The following is a 15,788-nucleotide window of genomic DNA, read 5'->3' on the forward strand; positions in this document are numbered from 1 at the left end:
ATGATCCTAACTTGCCGAGACCGGCAGTCTCGGCAATGCTTGTCGAGAACGCAAGTCTCGACAAAGGGGATGCAGCATGACTCAGCAGGTTCTCGTCGCGGGCGGCACCTCCGGCATCGGCCTGGCCACCGCGCACGCCTTCGCGGCCCGCGGGTTCGCGGTCACCGTGACCGGCCGCGACCAGGCCCGGATCGACAAGGCCGGGCTGCCGGGGGTCGTCGCCGACGCGGCCACCGACGAGGGGGCGCTCGCGACGTTCGGCGGCGGTGTCCGGTACGACCACCTCGTGCTCGCCCTCGGCGGCTCCCTCGGCGCCGGCCCGCTCGCCCAGCTCGACCTGGGCCAGCTCCGGGCCGCGTTCGAGGGCAAGTTCTGGCCGCACCTGCGGCTGCTGCGGGCCGCGCTGCCGCACCTGGCCGGCGCCGCGTCGGTCACCATCGTGTCGGCGAGCTCGGCGCGGGCGGCCCTGCCGGGCACGGCCGGGCTCGCGGCGCTCAACGGGGCCCTGGAGGCGCTGGTCGGGCCGCTGTCGGTGGAGCTGGCGCCGGTGCGGGTCAACGCGGTCTCGCCCGGGGTCATCGACACGCCGTGGTGGGACGGCCTCGCGGCGGCCGACCGCGAGGCGCTGTTCGCCTCGTTCGCGGCGGCGCTGCCCGCGGGCCGGGTCGGCCGGGCCGAGGAGGTCGCCGAGGCCATCGTGGCCCTGGCGACCAACGGCTACATCACCGGCACGGTCCTGCCGGTCGCGGGCGGCGTGCAGCTCGCTACCGGTGCGCCCAGCTCCAGCCGGTGAGGAACCCGTCGGCGCCGTCGAGGTAGAAGTAGCCCCAGGCGCCGGTCCCGGCCCGGTACGGCAGCAGCTCGGCGAACGCGGCCCGGGCCCGGGCCGGCCGCCCGGCGAGCACGTTGGCGAGGGCCAGCCAGCTGTAGGCGGTCGGCGCGCGCCCGAGGCGGCGCGGCCCGGCGGCGCGGAAGCGCTCCGCGCACGCGTCGACCTCGGCGGCCACGTCGCGGCGGCCGAAGTACTGGCACACCTGCAGGAACGCCTCGGGGCTGCGGGTGTCCCAGCAGTACTCGCGCATCGCGTACTCGAAATGGGCGAACACCGGCAGCACGTGCACGCTGGCCCCGGCCGGCGCCCCGTCCGCGGCCTTGCGCGCGGCCGCGAACATCTTCTCGTGCGAGCCGTACCACTTGCGGCACAGGTACGTCACCGCGGACAGGTGCAGCTCGAAGTGGTACCGGTCGCGGCGCAGGCCCTCGCGCATCGCGTCGTTGAACTCCGGCATCGAGCCGTTGCCGGTCAGCATCGACGACACGACCCCGTCCCACGGCGCCGGGTCGGCCGGGGCCAGCTCGATCGCGCGCCGGCTCGCCGCCCGGGCCGCCGCGCCGAGCGACGCGAAGCCGGCGAACTGCTCCGCGGTGGTGTGCTTCGCGCTCGCGGCCCCGCGCGCGCGGCCCGCCGCGGACATGAGGTGCGCGGCCCGGAGGATCGCCGCGTCCGGGTGCCCGGGCTCCTCCCGCTCCCACGCCGCCAGCCACGACTCGTCCGCCGCGGCCGTGTCGCCGAGCACCGCGAAGCGCCTCCCGCGGACCTCGTGGTCGGCGCCGTGCAGCACGTCGCGGGCCGCCTGCCAGTCCCCGCCGCGGGCCCGGTCGCGGGCGGCGCGCAGGTCGAAATCGTCGAAGGCCGGGTCGTCGTCGAGGACGGGGTCGGCGAGCCCCCGGAACAGTCGCTTCAGCACGCCGGGGATCTTAGAGGGGTAGCAGCGGGGCCACGATCCGGAAGAGCCCGCGGTTGTACCGTCGGTGGCGTGAGCGGTCCGCAGCGAAGCGGAGGGGCCGCTCACCATTGGCGCAGGGCCCTTCGGTCGCGGCGCCGGAGCGAAGCGGAGGTGGCGTGAGCGAACTTGGATTGTTCCTGCGTACGCGGCGGGAGGCGGTCAAGCCGGCCGAGGCGGGCCTGCCGAGCGGGCCCCGCCGCCGCACGCCGGGCCTGCGCCGCTCGGAGCTGGCCGCCCTGGCCGGGGTCAGCGTCGAGTACGTCACGCGCCTCGAGCAGGGCCGCGATCGCCACCCGTCGCCGCCGGTGCTCTCCGCGCTCGCGGATGCGCTGCGGCTGACGCCCTCTGAGCGGGTACACCTGCATCGCCTGACCAAGGCCGCGGACCCCGGCTTCACGTGCCGCGGGCCCCGGGCCAGGCCGCCGGCGACCGTGCGGCCGACCGTACGCGCGCTGCTGGACCGGCTCGACCCCGCGCCCGCCGCGATCCTCAACCGGCTCGGCGACCTCGTGGCGCGCACACCCGCGTTCGACGCGCTGGTGCGGCCCCTGGGGCTGCTGGACGCGGCGGTGCCCAACCTGCCGCGGTACGTCCTGGCCGACCCCCGCGCCCGCGCGGCCTTCCCCGACTGGGACCACGTCGCCGACGAGCAGGTCGCGGCGCTCAAGCAGGGCCCGTTCCGCGCCGACGCCGCGGTGGCCGCCCTCGCCGACGAGCTGACCGTGGTCGCGGGCGACGCCTTCACCGCGCGGGTGGGCGCGATCCCCGGCCTGCCCCGCGCGAGCGGCGTGCTGCGGATGGCGCACCCGGCGGGTGCGCTGCGCCTGGCCTACGAGACCCTGGAGCTGCCGGCCGACGACGACCAGAAGCTGCTGGTGTACCTGCCGGCCGACGCGGCCACGGAGGAGGCCCTGGCGCGGCTGACCGCACCGGCGCCGCGCGGGCTGCGGCTGGTTGCCGGGGGTCGATAGACTCCCGCGGATGCAGCCCTACCAGGCCTATCCGCACCCGTACCAGCCTCCGCTGCCACCACCCAAGAAGACCAACGTCGCGCTCATCGTGTCCCTGGCCGTCGGGATCCCGGTGCTGCTGATCCTGTGCTGCGTCGGCGTGTTCGTCGTCGGGCCGATCGTGGGCATCGGCTTCTTCACCAGCAAGGTCGTCGAGGAGCAGGGGCAGCTCAAGGTGGCCGGCGGCGACTGGACGTCCGAGGACGGATCGGTGCACGCCGACATCTCCGACTACGGCACCCTCACCGTCACCTTCGCGGCGCCGCTGGAGAGCGCCATGTGCGGGGCGACCCTCGTGCCGGCCGGCGGGACGGCGTTCACGATCACGTTCCGCTCCGTGCCGTGCGGGCCGGTCACCGGCACCACCGGCCGGTTCGAGGTCAGCGGCGGCGACGGGACGTTCTCCGCCCCCGGCGTCAACGCCGTCGTGCTGCACAAGTAGGCGGGCTTTCGCGAGGGAGCGCTCTCCGGGGCATTGACAGGGTTCCGTGGAAGGGTCATTGTGGCTGTTTGAGAGAGCGCTCTCTCAACTCCGCCGTCACACCCCCGCCACGAAGGAGTCACCCATGGACTGGTCGGTCTCCGCCCCCGGCCATCGATCCGTCGGATTGAACGCAGGAAGACACGGGCCCAGCCGGCGCACGCTGCGCTACGGCATCATCGCGCTCGCGGTGGCCGCCATGCTGTGCGCGTACATCGTCGTCGTCGTCACCCGCGCCAACGCGGCCGAGACCCTGCTGTCGCAGGGCAAGCCGACGACCGCGTCGTCGTCCGAGAGCGCGGCCACCCCCGCCTCCAGCGCGACCGACGGCGACGCCGGCACCCGCTGGTCGAGCGCCTTCACCGTGCCCCAGTGGATCCAGGTCGACCTCGGCTCGCCGCAGGCGATCTCCCGGGTCGGGCTGAACTGGGAGGCGGCGTACGCCACCGCCTTCACCATCCAGACCTCCAACGACGCCACCAACTGGACAAGCGTCTACTCGACCACGTCGGGCACCGGCGGCAGCAACGTCAGCCTGACCGTGTCGGGCACCGGCCGCTACGTCCGGCTCAACGCGACCGCCAAGAGCACCCAGTACGGCATCTCGCTCTGGGAGTTCCAGATCTTCGGCGGCTCGCCGACCACGCCCGGCAGCTGCGGCGCCGCCAACGCCGCGCAGGGCAAGACGGCCACCGCCTCCTCGACCGAGAACGCGGGCACCCCGGCCGCGTCGGCCGTCGACGGCAACGCCGGCACCCGCTGGTCCAGCGCCGCGAGCGACCCGCAGTGGCTGCAGGTCGACCTCGGCTCGGTGCAGTCGGTCTGCGGCGTCACGCTGAACTGGGAGACCGCCTACGCGACGGCGTTCCAGATCCAGACGTCGACCAACGGCACCGCGTGGACCACCATCTACACGACCACGACCGGCACCGGTGGGGTCCAGAACCTCAACGTCACCGGCAGCGGCCGCTACGTGCGGATGAACGGCACCGCCCGGGCCACGCAGTACGGCTACTCGCTGTGGGAGTTCCAGATCCGCGTCGGCGGCGTGCCGTCGACCACGAACGACACCCCCAGCTCGCCGAGCCCGACGCCCAGCACCAACCCGGGCAACTCGGTGCTGCTGTCCTACAAGAAGCCGGCCGTCGCCTCGACCTCGCAGAACGACACCAACTGCAACCCGTGCACCCCCGACAAGGCCTTCGACAACGACCCGGCGAGCCGCTGGGCCACCAGCCCCGACAACGGCTGGGTCGACCCGGGCTGGATCTACGTCGACCTCGGCGCGCAGGCCCACATCACCCAGGTCATCCTGCAGTGGGACCCGGCGTACGCGGTGGCGTACCAGATCCAGACCTCCACCGACGCCGCGAACTGGACGTCGATCTACAGCACCACGACGGGCAAGGGCTTCAAGGAGACCCTGACCGTCAACGGCAACGGCCGCTACGTGCGGATGTACGGCACCCAGCGCTCCAACGGCTACGGCTACTCGCTGTGGGAGTTCAAGGTGTACGGCACCGGCGGCGCCCCGACCCAGCCCCCGGCCCCGCCCGCGGACCCGGTCTTCCCGGCCACCAACCTGGTCTGGAGCGACGAGTTCAACACCGGCACCAACGTCGACACGTCCAAGTGGCACGTCGACCCGGGCACGGGCCAGAACGGTGAGATCCAGTACTACACGAACTCGGAGAACACCAGCATCCAGGGCGGCTCCCTGGTCATCGAGGCCCGCAAGCAGACCGAGGGCGGCCGCGACTACACCTCGGGCCGCATCAACACCAGCACGAGCTTCACCACGCAGTACGGCCGGGTCGAGGCCCGGATCAAGGTGCCGAAGGGCAACGGCCTCTGGCCCGCGTTCTGGATGATGGGCGCCGACTTCCTGCAGGGCCGCCCGTGGCCGTACAACGGCGAGATCGACATCATGGAGATCCTCGGCAAGAGCACCACGGACGTGTACTCGACGCTGCACGCGCCGGCGTACAACGGTGGCGGCGGCTACGGCCAGAAGCTCACCACCGTGGACCTCTCGCTGGACTACCACGTGTACTCGGTCGAGTGGGACAGCAAGCACATGACGTTCCGCGTCGACAACACCGTGATCCTCGTGGCCAACAAGGACACGGTCGAGACGACCCGGGGCCCGTGGGTGTACGACCACCAGTTCTACGTCATCCTCAACCTCGCCGTGGGCGGTGACTTCCCCGGCCCGATCGACGCCACCACGCCGTTCCCGTCGCGGATGTACGTCGACTACGTGCGGGTTTACAAGTAGCAGGTAACTCACCGAACTGGCCGCGGGTGGACGTGACATGCGGATCCGTCCACCCGCGGCTCTCATCGCGACGGGGCACGATCTACCGTGACAACCATGACGGGCACCGACTCGCGACCGCCCACCCTTGAGCAGGTCGCCAACTACGCCGGAGTGTCACGCGCCACGGTCTCCCGGGTCATCAACGGTGTCCAGACCGTCGACCCGGAACTGCGCCGGACGGTCGAGCGGGCCATCGCCGCGACCGGGTACGTGCCGAACCTGGCCGCCCGGTCGCTGGTCACCCGCCGCACGGACTCGATCGCCCTGGTCGTGTCGGAGCCGGAGAACCGCGGGTACTCCACACCGTTCCTGACCCGCATGTTCACCGACCCGTTCCTGGGCCGCGTGACCGCCGGCGCTCAGGAGGTGCTCCGCCCCCTGGGCATCCACCTGGTCATCTTCCTCGCCGACCCGCCCGCGCGCCCGCATCTGCTGCGGTACCTCCGGCAGGGCCACGTCGACGGCGCCCTGCTCATCTCCAGCCACGTCGACGACCCGCTCCCGGCCCAGCTGGTCGAGCTCGGCATCCCGGTCGTCCTCTCCTGCCGCCCGGGCCACCCCGTGACCATCAGCTTCGTCGACGTCGACCAGCGCGCCGGCGTCCAGCTCGCCGTCGACCGCCTGGTCGCCCTCGGCCGCCGCTGCCTGGCCACCGTGACCGGCCCGCTCGACATGCCGGCCGCCCAGGACCGCCTCGCCGCCTTCGAGGAGGCCGTGAAGGCGCACGGCCTCACACCCCGCCACATCGAGGGCGACTTCACCCGCTCCGGCGGCGAGCGCGCCGCGGCCCGCCTGCTGGCCGAGCACCCTTCGGTCGACGGCGTCTTCGTCGCGAACGACCTCATGGCCGACGGCGCGCTGCGCGTCCTGCAGGAGTCGGGGCGCCGGGTGCCGGAGGACATCGCGGTGATCGGCTTCGACGACAGCACGGCGGCGCTGGAGTGCCATCCGCCGCTGACGACGGTGCGCCAGCCGGTCGAGGAGATGGCGGGGGAGATGGCCCAGCTGCTGATGACGAGAATCCGCGAGCCGCAGCGCTCGCCGCGCTCGGTCATCTTCAACCCGGAGCTGATCCTGCGAGCGTCTGCCTAACAGCTCGCCGGCGCTCGCGGTGGGGGAGCGACCGGGGCGTCCGCCGAGGACGGGGGCTCGAGCTGTTCGCGGCGGCGGTACCGTGGGCCGATGCCGCCATCGCCACGCATCCTCGCGGTCTCCTGGGGGTCGATCACCGTCGACGGGTTCGGCGACTTCAAGGACGCCAAGCTCTGGCCCGGCGGCGCCCGCGCATGGGACTGGAACGAGACGGGCACCCGCCACTCCCCCGGCACCCAGCCCGCCGACGTCGAGGAGCTGCTCGACGCCGGCGCGACCGTGGTCGTGCTGTCGCTCGGCATGGAGGAGCGCCTCGGCGTCGCGGACGAGACCCTGGCGCTGCTGCGGGAGCGCGGGGTGCAGGTGCACACGGCCGAGACCGCGGCGGCAGCGGAGCTGTACAACATCCTGGCGGGCACCGCCGCGGTCGGGGGCCTGTTCCACTCGACGTGCTGAGCTGCATCCCTGGCTCGCTGGCGCTCGCGGTGGGGGAGCTTCGCTCCACCCACACCCCCTCAAGATCTACGCCAGCGCACTCTGGCGGCGAACAGGAGCGGTGAGAACGGCGCCGGGCCGTCCGCCGGCCTGTTCGCCTCAGCCCAGGAAGATCGGGTTCGTCAGGGCCACCATCGTGTCGGCCGTCGTCGGGGTCGGTTGCTGGCGGCGGACCTCGGCGCGCACGTAACGCGCGTTGCGGGCCGTGGTCGTCCAGGTCAGCGTGGCCGGGGCGTCGGCCGGCAGTACCGTCGCAAAACGCTGCCCCTGGTCGGTGATCAGGCGGGCCGCGCACCCCGGGGCGCCGCTCACCTGCAGGGTGAGCGTCACCGGGGCGTCGTCGGGCACCCGGAGGCGCTCGCCGATGCCCGCGCTGCGGCCCGCGGCGGTCGCGGTGAAGGCCAGGTCGACCGCGGCCGACTCGGCGATCCAGAGGCGGCCGGCCCGCACACCGTCGAGGATGGCGCGGCGGTCGAGGTCCCCCGCGTACACCACGTTGTGCGGGAGGCCGACGACCTGCGGCTCGCTGTGGGCGTCGCTGTCCCCCACGGCCGGAATCCAGTCCGCGCGCCCCTCCCGCACCGCGGCGACGAGCAGGTTGTCCCAGCCGGCGAGGACGGCCTCGTCGTCAAGCGTCCACGGCCCGTTCCACACCTCGACCGCGTCCAGCCCCGAGTAGCCGAACTTCCACCCGCACGCGACGCACGTGGCGAGCGGGTGGGCCGCGACCGCCAGCCCGCCGGCGCGGTGGATCTGCTGCACGAAGCGCGCGAGCGCGCCGTCGACCGCGCGGTACCGCCAGTCGATCCACGTCCCCGCGGGCAGCCCGAGCGCGGTGTAGTGGCCGTTGCGGGTCGTGACCTCCTCGCCGTCGATGACGAGCAGGTCGGGGCCGGCGAACTCGCCCCAGACGCCGGCCGCGCTCGACGTGTTGTGCTCGGTGGAGACGATGAAGTCGAGCTTCGCCGCCCGGGCCGCGGCCGCGACCTCGGCCGGGGTGCGCCGCCCGTCCGAGTGCACGGTGTGCAGGTGCATGTCGCCGCGGTACCACGCCCGGCCCCGCCCGGTCGCCCGCAGCGGCGCCGGGTTCGGCCGGAACGCGGGCCCGTCGGGCCCGAACTCGAGCTTGACGGTGATGGTCCAGTTCAGCCCCTGCGGGTGCACCGTGTACGGCCCGAGGATGACGTGCCACGTGCCGCGCCGGACGGGCCCGGGCAGGTACCCGGGCGTGGCGTCGGACGCCGAGACGGTGAAGCTCGTGCGGAACCCGCCCGACCAGCCCCGGAACCCGCGCTCGTCGCCGAGCTCGATCCCGTGGTCGTCGAACAGCCCGATGTCGAGCGCGTTGCCGTTCTGCCCGGCCGGGGCGGCCGGACGGTCGTAGGAGTACTCGACAGTGAGCCGGTTGACGCCGGCCGGGATCTCGAGCGGCACGTAGACCCAGTCGGGCGCGCCGTACGGGATGTGCCCGGTGATCGTGCGAGTGACGGGCCCGGCGGTTTCGGCGGACGCGGGAAACGCGACGGGATCCAGCATGACCGCCCCGCCGGCGACCCCGGCCGCGACGCCGGTCTTGACGGTGGTGAGCAGCAGTTGACGACGATCCATGTCCCGCAGCCTGCCGGGCGAGGGTAGCGCTGAGGTGAACGCTGCATTCCTGGCTCGCCGCGCTCGCGGTGGGGGGAGCTTCGCTCCACCCACACCCCCTCGGCGTGCGAGGACCCGGTCTGCTCGTGCGTGAGTGGACCTGGTGACGTGGGCTTGACCTTGTCACTGTGACAAGGCTTTGACTGGCGGCATGGATGCACAGGACGCGCGGCTGGTCGACGCGCTCGGCGCGCACAACTCGTCGGTCCGGCTCAAGGCGGCGCTCGCGGCCGGGACCCGGGGCGATGCCCGGTTCGTGGACGCGCTCGTGGCACGGTGCGCGGTCGAGCCGGACTTCTTCGTGCGCGACATGCTCACGTGGGCGATCACGCGGCTCCCGGCGGCGGTCACCGTGCCGATGGTGTGCGCGGAGCTCCGCTCCGACGCCGCCCAGGCCCGCAGCCAGGCGTTGCACACCCTCTCCAAGATCGGGGACCGCACCGCGTGGCCGGCGATCGGCGTGGAGCTGCTCCGCGACGCCGATGACGGGGTTGCGCGCGCGGCCTGGCGGGCCGCTGTCGTGCTCGTGCCCGAGGAGGCGAAGGGGGCGCTCGCCGCGGAGCTGGGGCGGCAGCTCGGGCGCGGCGGCCGGGAGGTGCGGCTCAGCCTGAGCCGGGCCCTCGTGGCGCTCGGTGACGCCGTCGAGCCGGTACTGCGCGCGGCCGCGGGCCACTCCGAGCCGGGGGTGCGCGCGCACGCCGAAGCCACCGAGCGGCTCCTGCTCGACCCGGACGCCGGGTTCGCGGTGGACGAGGCCCGGCGGGTCTTCGCGCTCGGGCCGGAGCGCGCAGGAGAATAGTGCGTGCTCATTGGTGAGGTGGCGCGGCGGTCCGGGGTGAGTGCCCGCATGCTCCGGCACTACGACTCGCTCGGGCTCGTGCGACCCACCGGGCGTACGGTCGGCGGCTACCGGGAGTACACGCCCGAGGACGTGCGGCGGATCTTCTACGTCGAGGGGCTGCGCTCGCTCGGGCTCTCGCTGCGGCAGATCGGGCGCACGCTCGACGATCCCGGGTTCACCCCCGCCGCGCTCGTCGGGGACCTCGTCCGCCAGAGCGAGGAGCGGCTCGGGCGGGAGCGGGAGCTGCTCGAGCGGCTCCGCACCGTCGACGCCGCCGAGCCCGCCGGCTGGCCCGACGTCGCTCGCATCGTCGAGCTGCTGCACGGGCTCGCCTCGCCGAGTGCGGCGCGGCGGCAGCAGGCCGTGATGGCCCCGGCGGAGGCGGCCGCGGTACCGGCGGAACTGCTGGTCAAGGCCGTGCTCGGCGAGACCGATCCCAATGTCGCCGGGGCGTTGCGGTGGGCGCTCGCCCGGGCCGGCGGTGACGGGGCGGCAAGCCTCGCGCCCGGCCTGGCCGACGCCGACGCCGACGTGCGGCGGCGGGCGGTCGGGGCGCTGGCCGAGCTGGCCGGCGACGAGGCGACCGCGATGCTCACGGGCGCGCTCGGCGACCCGGACGCGGCGATCCGGCGGCGGGCCGCGCTCGCGCTCGGCGCCCGGGGCGTGACGGCGGCGGTACCGACGCTGCTCGGCATGGTGGCCCACGGCCCGAACGACGTCGAGGCGGCCGAGCGGCTGGGCGCGATGGCGCAGAACGATCCGGAGTGGGCCGGGCGGATCATGGCCGCGCTGGCCGGCGAGCTCGCGGACACCCGGGATTCGGCGGTACGTCTCCGGCTCGTCCAGGCGCTCGCCGAGATGCCCGCGGCCCTGGCGCTGCCGCTGCTGCGCGACCTGGCCGAGGACGAGGAGCGACCCGTGGCCCTCCTCGCCTCGGCCCTGGTGAGCGTCCTTACAGCAGGCCACCCATCAGCGGATCGCTGATCGAGGCCTCGCCGTCCTCCACGTGGCCGGCGTACTCCACCGCGAACGCCGTCTCGCCCGGGATCGTGAGGGTGAGGCCGTACCAGCCGTGGCTGCGCTCCAGCCGCACCTGCTCGGTGCGCGTCTCGCCCGCGCGCAGCGTCACGCGCGAGCGGTGGCCGGAGTAGCGGTCCGCGATGTCGAGGTCGGCGCGCTTGGCGCTCTTGTTCGACAGCTCGAGGACGACGCCGTGGTTGTCGTACCGTGCGCGTACCGTCACGCCCGGGTGGCGCGCCCCGGCGGCGAAGCGGCGGAAGAAGCCGTTCGGGCCGTGCACGGACAGGTCGTAGCCCTTGTCCGCGGGCCACACGTCGGTCACCTGCTTGCCGGGCTCGACGGTGTACGTGCGCGGGGCGATCGCCGGGTCGGCCGAGCGCACCTGGTACACGCCGGTCGCGCGGCCGGTGTTGCGGAAGTCCACGGCGAACGCGCCGGCCGAGGGGCGGCCGTCGGCGTGCAGCGCGTAGGGCAGCGCGCGGGCCGCGCGCACCCCGTGCTCCTGGGCCGGCAGCTTGCCGTCGGCCGGCGGCACCGGCACCTGGTCCGGCTGCCGGGTCAGGTCGGCGGGCTTGAGGTCGGCGGTGCCGGGCAGGTCCACGCGGCGCGAGGCGTTCGGCGTCTTGAAGTCGAACGCCGACGTCAGGTCGCCGGCGACGGCGCGGCGCCACGGGGTGATGTTCGACTCGACGAGGTCGGGCCGGCCGCGGCCGAAGCGCCGCTCCAGGAACCGGATGAGCGACGTGTGGTCGAACAGCTCCGAGTTGACCCAGCCGCCGCGCGTCCACGGCGACACGATGATCATCGGTACCCGCACGCCGAGACCGTACGGACCCGCGGGGTGGTCGGGCGAGCCGGGGAAGATCTCGTTCGTGGTCGGCACGGTCGACAGGCCCTCGGCCCGGGTCGCGGGCGGCGTCGGCGGCACGAGGTGGTCGAAGAAGCCGCCCTCCTCGTCGTACGTGACGAACAGCGCCATCTTGCTCCAGACCTCGGGGTGCGCGGCGAGGATGTCGATGACCTGCGAGACGTACCAGGTGCCGTAGTCCGGCTCCCAGTTCGGGTGCTCGGTGTAGGCCTCCGGCGCCACGATCCACGACACCTGGGGGAGCGTCCCGGCCTCGACGTCGGCGCGGAAGTCGGCCAGCAGCGCGTCGGGGCTGCGGCCCTGCCGGTTGACCTCGGTGCCCTGCTTCGCCTTGGCCAGCGGGCTGCCGGGGGCGGCGTTCTGGTACTGGTGGAAGTACAGCAGCGAATTGTCCCCGTAGTTGCCGATGAACGGGTCGCTCGTCCAGCCCCAGTAGCCCTCGGCGGTCAGGCCCAGGCCGACGTCCTGGTACACCTTCCAGGAGACCCCGGCCCGCTCGAGCCGCTCGGGGTAGGTCGACCAGTCGTAGCCGGCCTCGGCGTTGGTGATCACCGGCCCGCCCGCCTTGCCGTCGTTGCCGACCCAGCCGGTCCACATGTGGTACCGGTTGGGGTCGGTCGGCCCGAGCAGCGAGCAGTGGTAGTTGTCGCAGACGGTGAACGCGTCGGCGAGCGCGTACTGGTAGGGCAGGTCCTTGCGCGTGTGGTGCGTCATCGTGGTGACGCCCTTGTTCGGCACCCAGCCGTCGTAGCGCCCGCCGTTCCAGGCCCCGTGGGTGTCGTTCCAGCCGTGCGGCGGGTCGGGCAGGAACGTCTTGCCCATGTCGCGTACCTCGGGCCGGAACGGCAGCACCTCGCCGTCCCCGTCCGGCTGGTGGAACACGCTGCGGCCGTCGGCGAGCTTGGCCGGGTGCGGGTCGGCGTACCCGCGCACGCCGCGCAGGGTGCCGAAGTAGTGGTCGAACGAGCGGTTCTCCTGCATCAGGAAGATGACGTGCTCGACGTCCTCGATCGACCCGTGCCGGTCGTGCGCCGGGATCGACAGCGCCTGCTCGAACGGCAGCGGTACGGCGGCGGCCGCCGCCATCTGCAGAAATGTACGACGATCGACGTTAGCCATGGCCCCGGACGCTACGGCCGGCACATGTACGGCGGGCGCCGCCCGGTTGTGGAGAACGGAAACTCCGCGTTCGCCGGTCAGTCCTCGCGCGCCTCGACGGCGTGCTCGTACCGCAGCAGGGTGTCGACGAACATCTGCTGCTGCGCGGGGCTGAGCGGCGCGAGCGCGTGCCGCCACGCCTGAGCGCCCGGCGACAGCCACTGCGCGATGGCGGGACGGCTCGAGGCGCTGATGTCGATGATCCGGCGGCGGCGGTCGGCGTCGTCCTCGCGCCGCACCAGGACCCCCTTGCGGCTCAGGTCGCTCACGATCAGGCTCACCGTGGTCGGGGCGAGGCGCAGCATCCCGGCCAGCTCCTTGACGGTCAGCGGCCCGTCGAGCAGCAGCAGCGAGAGCATCGACAGGTGCCGCGGCGCGAGGTCGAACGCCCGCAGCTCCTCCGGCACCGGCAGCCGCTTGACCCGGCCGACCAGCCGCGGCATCACCAGGAGCAGGTCCCTGACCGTGTCGTCCGTTGACATCCGCCCATCCTCAAATTATGTTTGATATCAAAGCTTATTTGCCATCAAATCTGTTTCCGGAGGGATGGTATGCCCCACCTCAGTGTTCATGTGCTGGAGCGCGACCTGGCCGGCCGTGAGACCGCCCTGATCGAGAGCCTGACCGAGGCCGTCGTGGCCGTCTACGGGGAGTGGGCCCGAAGCCTCGCGGTCGTGCACCTGATCGGCCTGCCGGCCAACCGATGGGGCATCGGCGGTACACCGGCCGAAGCCCCATCGCCCACCGTCACCTTCGGCATCAAGGAAGGCGCGTTCGCCCGCCCCGACGCCGGCGAGGTCGTCGCGCGCCTCGTCGCCGCCGTGACCGACGCCATCGTCGCCGTCTTCGGCGAACGCGTCCGCGCCGGCGTCACGGTCGAACTCGTCGGCACCCTGCCCGGGCGCACGGGCATCGGCGGAGTCGTCGTCACGCCGTAGCGGGCCGGCGCAGCCGCTCGGCGTGCTCCACGTCGGCCGCGGCGATCCCGGCGGCCCCGCTGCCGCGCAGCACCCAGCGGACGACGACGCCGTCGGGGCCGGACCACTCGCATCGCGATCCTGAACCCGGCCGGGACCGCCTGACGAGGCCGGTCCGCTACCATTCGGCCGTGGTGAAGCCGGTGGTGAGCGACCGATGAGGCACGAGTCGTGACCGGCGAGCCGCGGCTCCTGCTGCTGCACGGGCTGGGCGCGACCGGGGCCGTGTGGTCCGGGTGGGCGCCGCTGCTGGCCCGCCACTGGCCCGGCCGCTGGCTCGCGCCCGACCTGCCCGGGCACGGCGGGGCGGCGGACCTGCCCGAGTACACCTTCGACGCCCTGGCCGCGGCGGTCGGCCCGCTCGTGGACGGCCGCACCGTCGTGCTGGGCCACTCGCTCGGCGGGGCCGTCGGCCTCGCGCTGGCCGCCCGGTTCCCGGTGCGGGCGGTCGTCGGCCTCGGCATCAAGGTCGCCTGGGGCGACGAGGAGCTGGACCGCGCGCGGGCCCTCGCGGGGCGCCCGGTGGCCTGGTACGACACGCGCGAGGAGGCCCTCGCCCGGCACCTGCGGGTGGCGGGCCTGGCGGGTCTCGCCGACGACACGCCGGACGGCATCCGCCAAGAGGACGGCCGGTGGCGGCTCGCCCTCGACCCGCGCGCGTTCGGGGTCGGCGCGCCGGACATGCCCGCGCTGGTCGCGGGGGCGGGCGCGCCGGTCGTGCTGGCCCGGGGCGAGCGCGACCCCATGAACACCGACGAGCAGCTCGCGGCGCTGGGCGTGCCGGTGGTCACCCTCGCCGGGCTCGGGCACAACGCGCACGTGGAGAGCCCGGAGCGGTGCATGACACTGCTGGAGTCGTACCGCTGAGCCGGCGTCAGCCGCTGACGGGGGCGGTGTTGTCGAGCCAGTGCTGCGCGAGGCCGGTGTCGCCGTCGACCGGCCGCCCCCCGCCCCGGCCGCGTCGAAGCCGTGGACGACCGCCTCGTTGAGCATGCTGGACATCCAGAACCGCCCCCCGGACCGCCCGTCCCCCGCGGCGTTGAACACCGCCGCGTCGAGCGACCCCGTCATCGCGCGCCCGTCCGCCGCCGGAGTGCGCCGGCGTAGATCTTGAGGGGGTGTGGGTGGAGCGAAGCTCCCCCACCGCGAGCGCAGCGAGCAGGGATACAGCACCGACGCCGACGTCGCGCTCGTTGTATAGAGGAACCATGCGACTTTCGATCTGGCCGGGCGCCGGCCAGCGGTACGACGAAATCCTGGAAGTGGCCGGGCACGCCGAGGCGACCGGGTGGGACGGCGTCTATGTGGCCGACCACTTCATGCCCAACGCCGGGCCCGGGCGCGACGCCGGCGGGCCGACGCTGGAGTGCGGCACGCTCGTGGCCGCGCTCGGCGCCGCGGTGCCGCGGGTGCGGATCGGCTCCCTGGTGTACGGCAACACGTACCGCCACCCGGCCGTGCTCGCCAACATGGCCGCGACCGCCGACCACGTGACCGGCGGCCGGTTCGTCCTCGGCGTCGGGGCGGGCTGGCAGGTCAACGAGCACGAGCAGTACGGCATCGAGCTGCCCCCGGTGAAGCAGCGCCTGGACCGGTTCGTGGAGGCGCTCGAGGTGCTGCACGGGCTGCTGCGCCGGCCGAGCACCACGTTCGCCGGCGAGTACTACCGGCTCGCCGACGCCGTCTGCAACCCCAAGCCGGTGCAGGACCCGCTGCCGATCCTCATCGGCGGCGGCGGGGAGCGGCGCATGCTGGGGATCGTCGCGCGGTACGCCGACGTGTGGAACACCTGGGGCCGGCCCGACGTCATCGCGCACAAGTCGGCGGTGCTGGACGACTTCTGCGCGCGGGAGGGCCGCGACCCGAAGGCGATCGGGCGCACGGCCCAGGCGCTCGTCGTGGTCGACGGGCCGTTGCCGGAGGCGCACATGCCGGTCATCGGCGGCTCGCCGGCGGCGCTGGCCGACGTGCTCGCCGAGTACCGCGCGAACGGCCTCGACGAGTTCATCGTCCCCGACGGCCTGCTCGGTCAGGGCGTGGACAAGCTCAAGGCGATGGACGCGATCCGCGAAGTCACGGGCTGACGGGCCAA

Annotated in this window: 15 protein-coding genes; 11 read left to right on the top strand and 4 right to left on the bottom strand. The window is 73.6% G+C overall.

The annotated features are described in order from the left end of the window. The first annotated feature begins 76 nt into the window (after window positions 1–76). Window positions 77–793, top strand: coding sequence for an SDR family oxidoreductase (locus AB0B76_RS13175; RefSeq protein ID WP_360374139.1), 717 nt, complete (start codon window positions 77–79; stop codon window positions 791–793). On the opposite strand, the gene AB0B76_RS13180 is transcribed toward AB0B76_RS13175, so the two are convergent. Continuing rightward, window positions 765–1,748 (bottom strand): hypothetical protein, encoded by a 984-nt coding sequence (locus AB0B76_RS13180; RefSeq protein WP_360374141.1) that lies wholly within the window; start codon window positions 1,746–1,748, stop codon window positions 765–767. The two genes, AB0B76_RS13175 and AB0B76_RS13180, sit on opposite strands and share 29 nt — an antisense overlap. A 155-nt stretch (window positions 1,749–1,903) precedes the next feature. Here AB0B76_RS13180 and AB0B76_RS13185 point away from each other — a divergent pair, with 155 nt between their 5' ends. The 5 genes from AB0B76_RS13185 to AB0B76_RS13205 all read left to right on the top strand — a co-directional run bounded on the left by AB0B76_RS13185 (window position 1,904) and on the right by AB0B76_RS13205 (window position 7,146). Further along, window positions 1,904–2,758 carry a helix-turn-helix transcriptional regulator gene (locus tag AB0B76_RS13185; protein ID WP_360374143.1) on the top strand — a complete coding sequence of 285 codons (855 nt, stop codon included), beginning with the start codon at window positions 1,904–1,906 and terminating at the stop codon, window positions 2,756–2,758. Between the two features lie 10 nt (window positions 2,759–2,768). Next, complete coding sequence (locus tag AB0B76_RS13190; protein WP_360374145.1) at window positions 2,769–3,239, top strand: hypothetical protein; 471 nt, start codon at window positions 2,769–2,771, stop codon at window positions 3,237–3,239. Window positions 3,240–3,477: 238 nt separating this feature from the next. Further along, window positions 3,478–5,556 carry a discoidin domain-containing protein gene (locus tag AB0B76_RS13195; RefSeq protein ID WP_360374343.1) on the top strand — a complete coding sequence of 693 codons (2,079 nt, stop codon included), beginning with the start codon at window positions 3,478–3,480 and terminating at the stop codon, window positions 5,554–5,556. Window positions 5,557–5,652: 96 nt separating this feature from the next. Next, window positions 5,653–6,690 (top strand): LacI family DNA-binding transcriptional regulator, encoded by a 1,038-nt coding sequence (locus AB0B76_RS13200; RefSeq protein WP_360374147.1) that lies wholly within the window; start codon window positions 5,653–5,655, stop codon window positions 6,688–6,690. 90 nt (window positions 6,691–6,780) lie between these two features. Continuing rightward, window positions 6,781–7,146, top strand: coding sequence for an MTH938/NDUFAF3 family protein (locus tag AB0B76_RS13205; protein WP_360374149.1), 366 nt, complete (start codon window positions 6,781–6,783; stop codon window positions 7,144–7,146). A gap of 138 nt (window positions 7,147–7,284) precedes the next feature. Here AB0B76_RS13205 and AB0B76_RS13210 read toward each other — a convergent pair whose 3' ends face one another. Beyond that, on the bottom strand, window positions 7,285–8,793 hold the full coding sequence (locus tag AB0B76_RS13210) for a CehA/McbA family metallohydrolase (RefSeq protein ID WP_360374151.1): 1,509 nt from the start codon (window positions 8,791–8,793) through the stop codon (window positions 7,285–7,287). Window positions 8,794–8,983: 190 nt separating this feature from the next. On the opposite strand from AB0B76_RS13210, the gene AB0B76_RS13215 reads away from it, so the two are divergent. Both AB0B76_RS13215 and AB0B76_RS13220 read left to right on the top strand, forming a co-directional pair. Continuing rightward, window positions 8,984–9,631: a HEAT repeat domain-containing protein gene (locus AB0B76_RS13215; RefSeq protein WP_360374153.1), complete on the top strand. Its 648-nt coding sequence runs from the start codon at window positions 8,984–8,986 to the stop codon at window positions 9,629–9,631. Between the two features lie 3 nt (window positions 9,632–9,634). Beyond that, entirely contained in the window at window positions 9,635–10,657 is a 1,023-nt protein-coding gene (locus AB0B76_RS13220; protein ID WP_360374155.1) for a HEAT repeat domain-containing protein, read from the top strand. On the opposite strand, the gene AB0B76_RS13225 is transcribed toward AB0B76_RS13220, so the two are convergent. Together AB0B76_RS13225 and AB0B76_RS13230 are read right to left on the bottom strand one after the other, a co-directional pair. Continuing rightward, complete coding sequence (locus AB0B76_RS13225; protein WP_360374157.1) at window positions 10,626–12,680, bottom strand: phosphocholine-specific phospholipase C; 2,055 nt, start codon at window positions 12,678–12,680, stop codon at window positions 10,626–10,628. The two genes, AB0B76_RS13220 and AB0B76_RS13225, sit on opposite strands and share 32 nt — an antisense overlap. Window positions 12,681–12,757: 77 nt before the next feature. Then, on the bottom strand, window positions 12,758–13,201 hold the full coding sequence (locus AB0B76_RS13230) for a MarR family transcriptional regulator (RefSeq protein WP_360374159.1): 444 nt from the start codon (window positions 13,199–13,201) through the stop codon (window positions 12,758–12,760). Between the two features lie 69 nt (window positions 13,202–13,270). Here AB0B76_RS13230 and AB0B76_RS13235 point away from each other — a divergent pair, with 69 nt between their 5' ends. From AB0B76_RS13235 to AB0B76_RS13245, 3 genes are all read left to right on the top strand, one after another. Next, window positions 13,271–13,657 (top strand): tautomerase family protein, encoded by a 387-nt coding sequence (locus tag AB0B76_RS13235; protein WP_360374161.1) that lies wholly within the window; start codon window positions 13,271–13,273, stop codon window positions 13,655–13,657. Window positions 13,658–13,867: 210 nt separating this feature from the next. Further along, window positions 13,868–14,563 (top strand): alpha/beta fold hydrolase, encoded by a 696-nt coding sequence (locus AB0B76_RS13240; RefSeq protein WP_360374163.1) that lies wholly within the window; start codon window positions 13,868–13,870, stop codon window positions 14,561–14,563. A gap of 341 nt (window positions 14,564–14,904) precedes the next feature. Next, window positions 14,905–15,780, top strand: a complete 876-nt coding sequence (locus AB0B76_RS13245; protein WP_360374165.1) for a TIGR03560 family F420-dependent LLM class oxidoreductase — start codon at window positions 14,905–14,907, stop codon at window positions 15,778–15,780. Window positions 15,781–15,788: the final 8 nt, after the last annotated feature.

The sequence above is a fragment of the Dactylosporangium sp. NPDC049140 genome, assembly GCF_040648435.1.

Bases quoted from the DNA above. Each gene is read 5' to 3' on its own strand.
- AB0B76_RS13215 (WP_360374153.1), top strand. From the start codon at position 8,984: ATGGATGCACAGGACGCGCGGCTGGTCGACGCGCTCGGCGCGCACAAC.
- AB0B76_RS13210 (WP_360374151.1), bottom strand. From the start codon at position 8,793: ATGGATCGTCGTCAACTGCTGCTCACCACCGTCAAGACCGGCGTCGCG.
- AB0B76_RS13205 (WP_360374149.1), top strand. From the start codon at position 6,781: ATGCCGCCATCGCCACGCATCCTCGCGGTCTCCTGGGGGTCGATCACC.
- AB0B76_RS13245 (WP_360374165.1), top strand. From the start codon at position 14,905: ATGCGACTTTCGATCTGGCCGGGCGCCGGCCAGCGGTACGACGAAATC.
- AB0B76_RS13190 (WP_360374145.1), top strand. From the start codon at position 2,769: ATGCAGCCCTACCAGGCCTATCCGCACCCGTACCAGCCTCCGCTGCCA.
- AB0B76_RS13225 (WP_360374157.1), bottom strand. From the start codon at position 12,680: ATGGCTAACGTCGATCGTCGTACATTTCTGCAGATGGCGGCGGCCGCC.
- AB0B76_RS13195 (WP_360374343.1), top strand. From the start codon at position 3,478: ATGCTGTGCGCGTACATCGTCGTCGTCGTCACCCGCGCCAACGCGGCC.
- AB0B76_RS13175 (WP_360374139.1), top strand. From the start codon at position 77: ATGACTCAGCAGGTTCTCGTCGCGGGCGGCACCTCCGGCATCGGCCTG.
- AB0B76_RS13200 (WP_360374147.1), top strand. From the start codon at position 5,653: ATGACGGGCACCGACTCGCGACCGCCCACCCTTGAGCAGGTCGCCAAC.
- AB0B76_RS13235 (WP_360374161.1), top strand. From the start codon at position 13,271: ATGCCCCACCTCAGTGTTCATGTGCTGGAGCGCGACCTGGCCGGCCGT.
- AB0B76_RS13230 (WP_360374159.1), bottom strand. From the start codon at position 13,201: ATGTCAACGGACGACACGGTCAGGGACCTGCTCCTGGTGATGCCGCGG.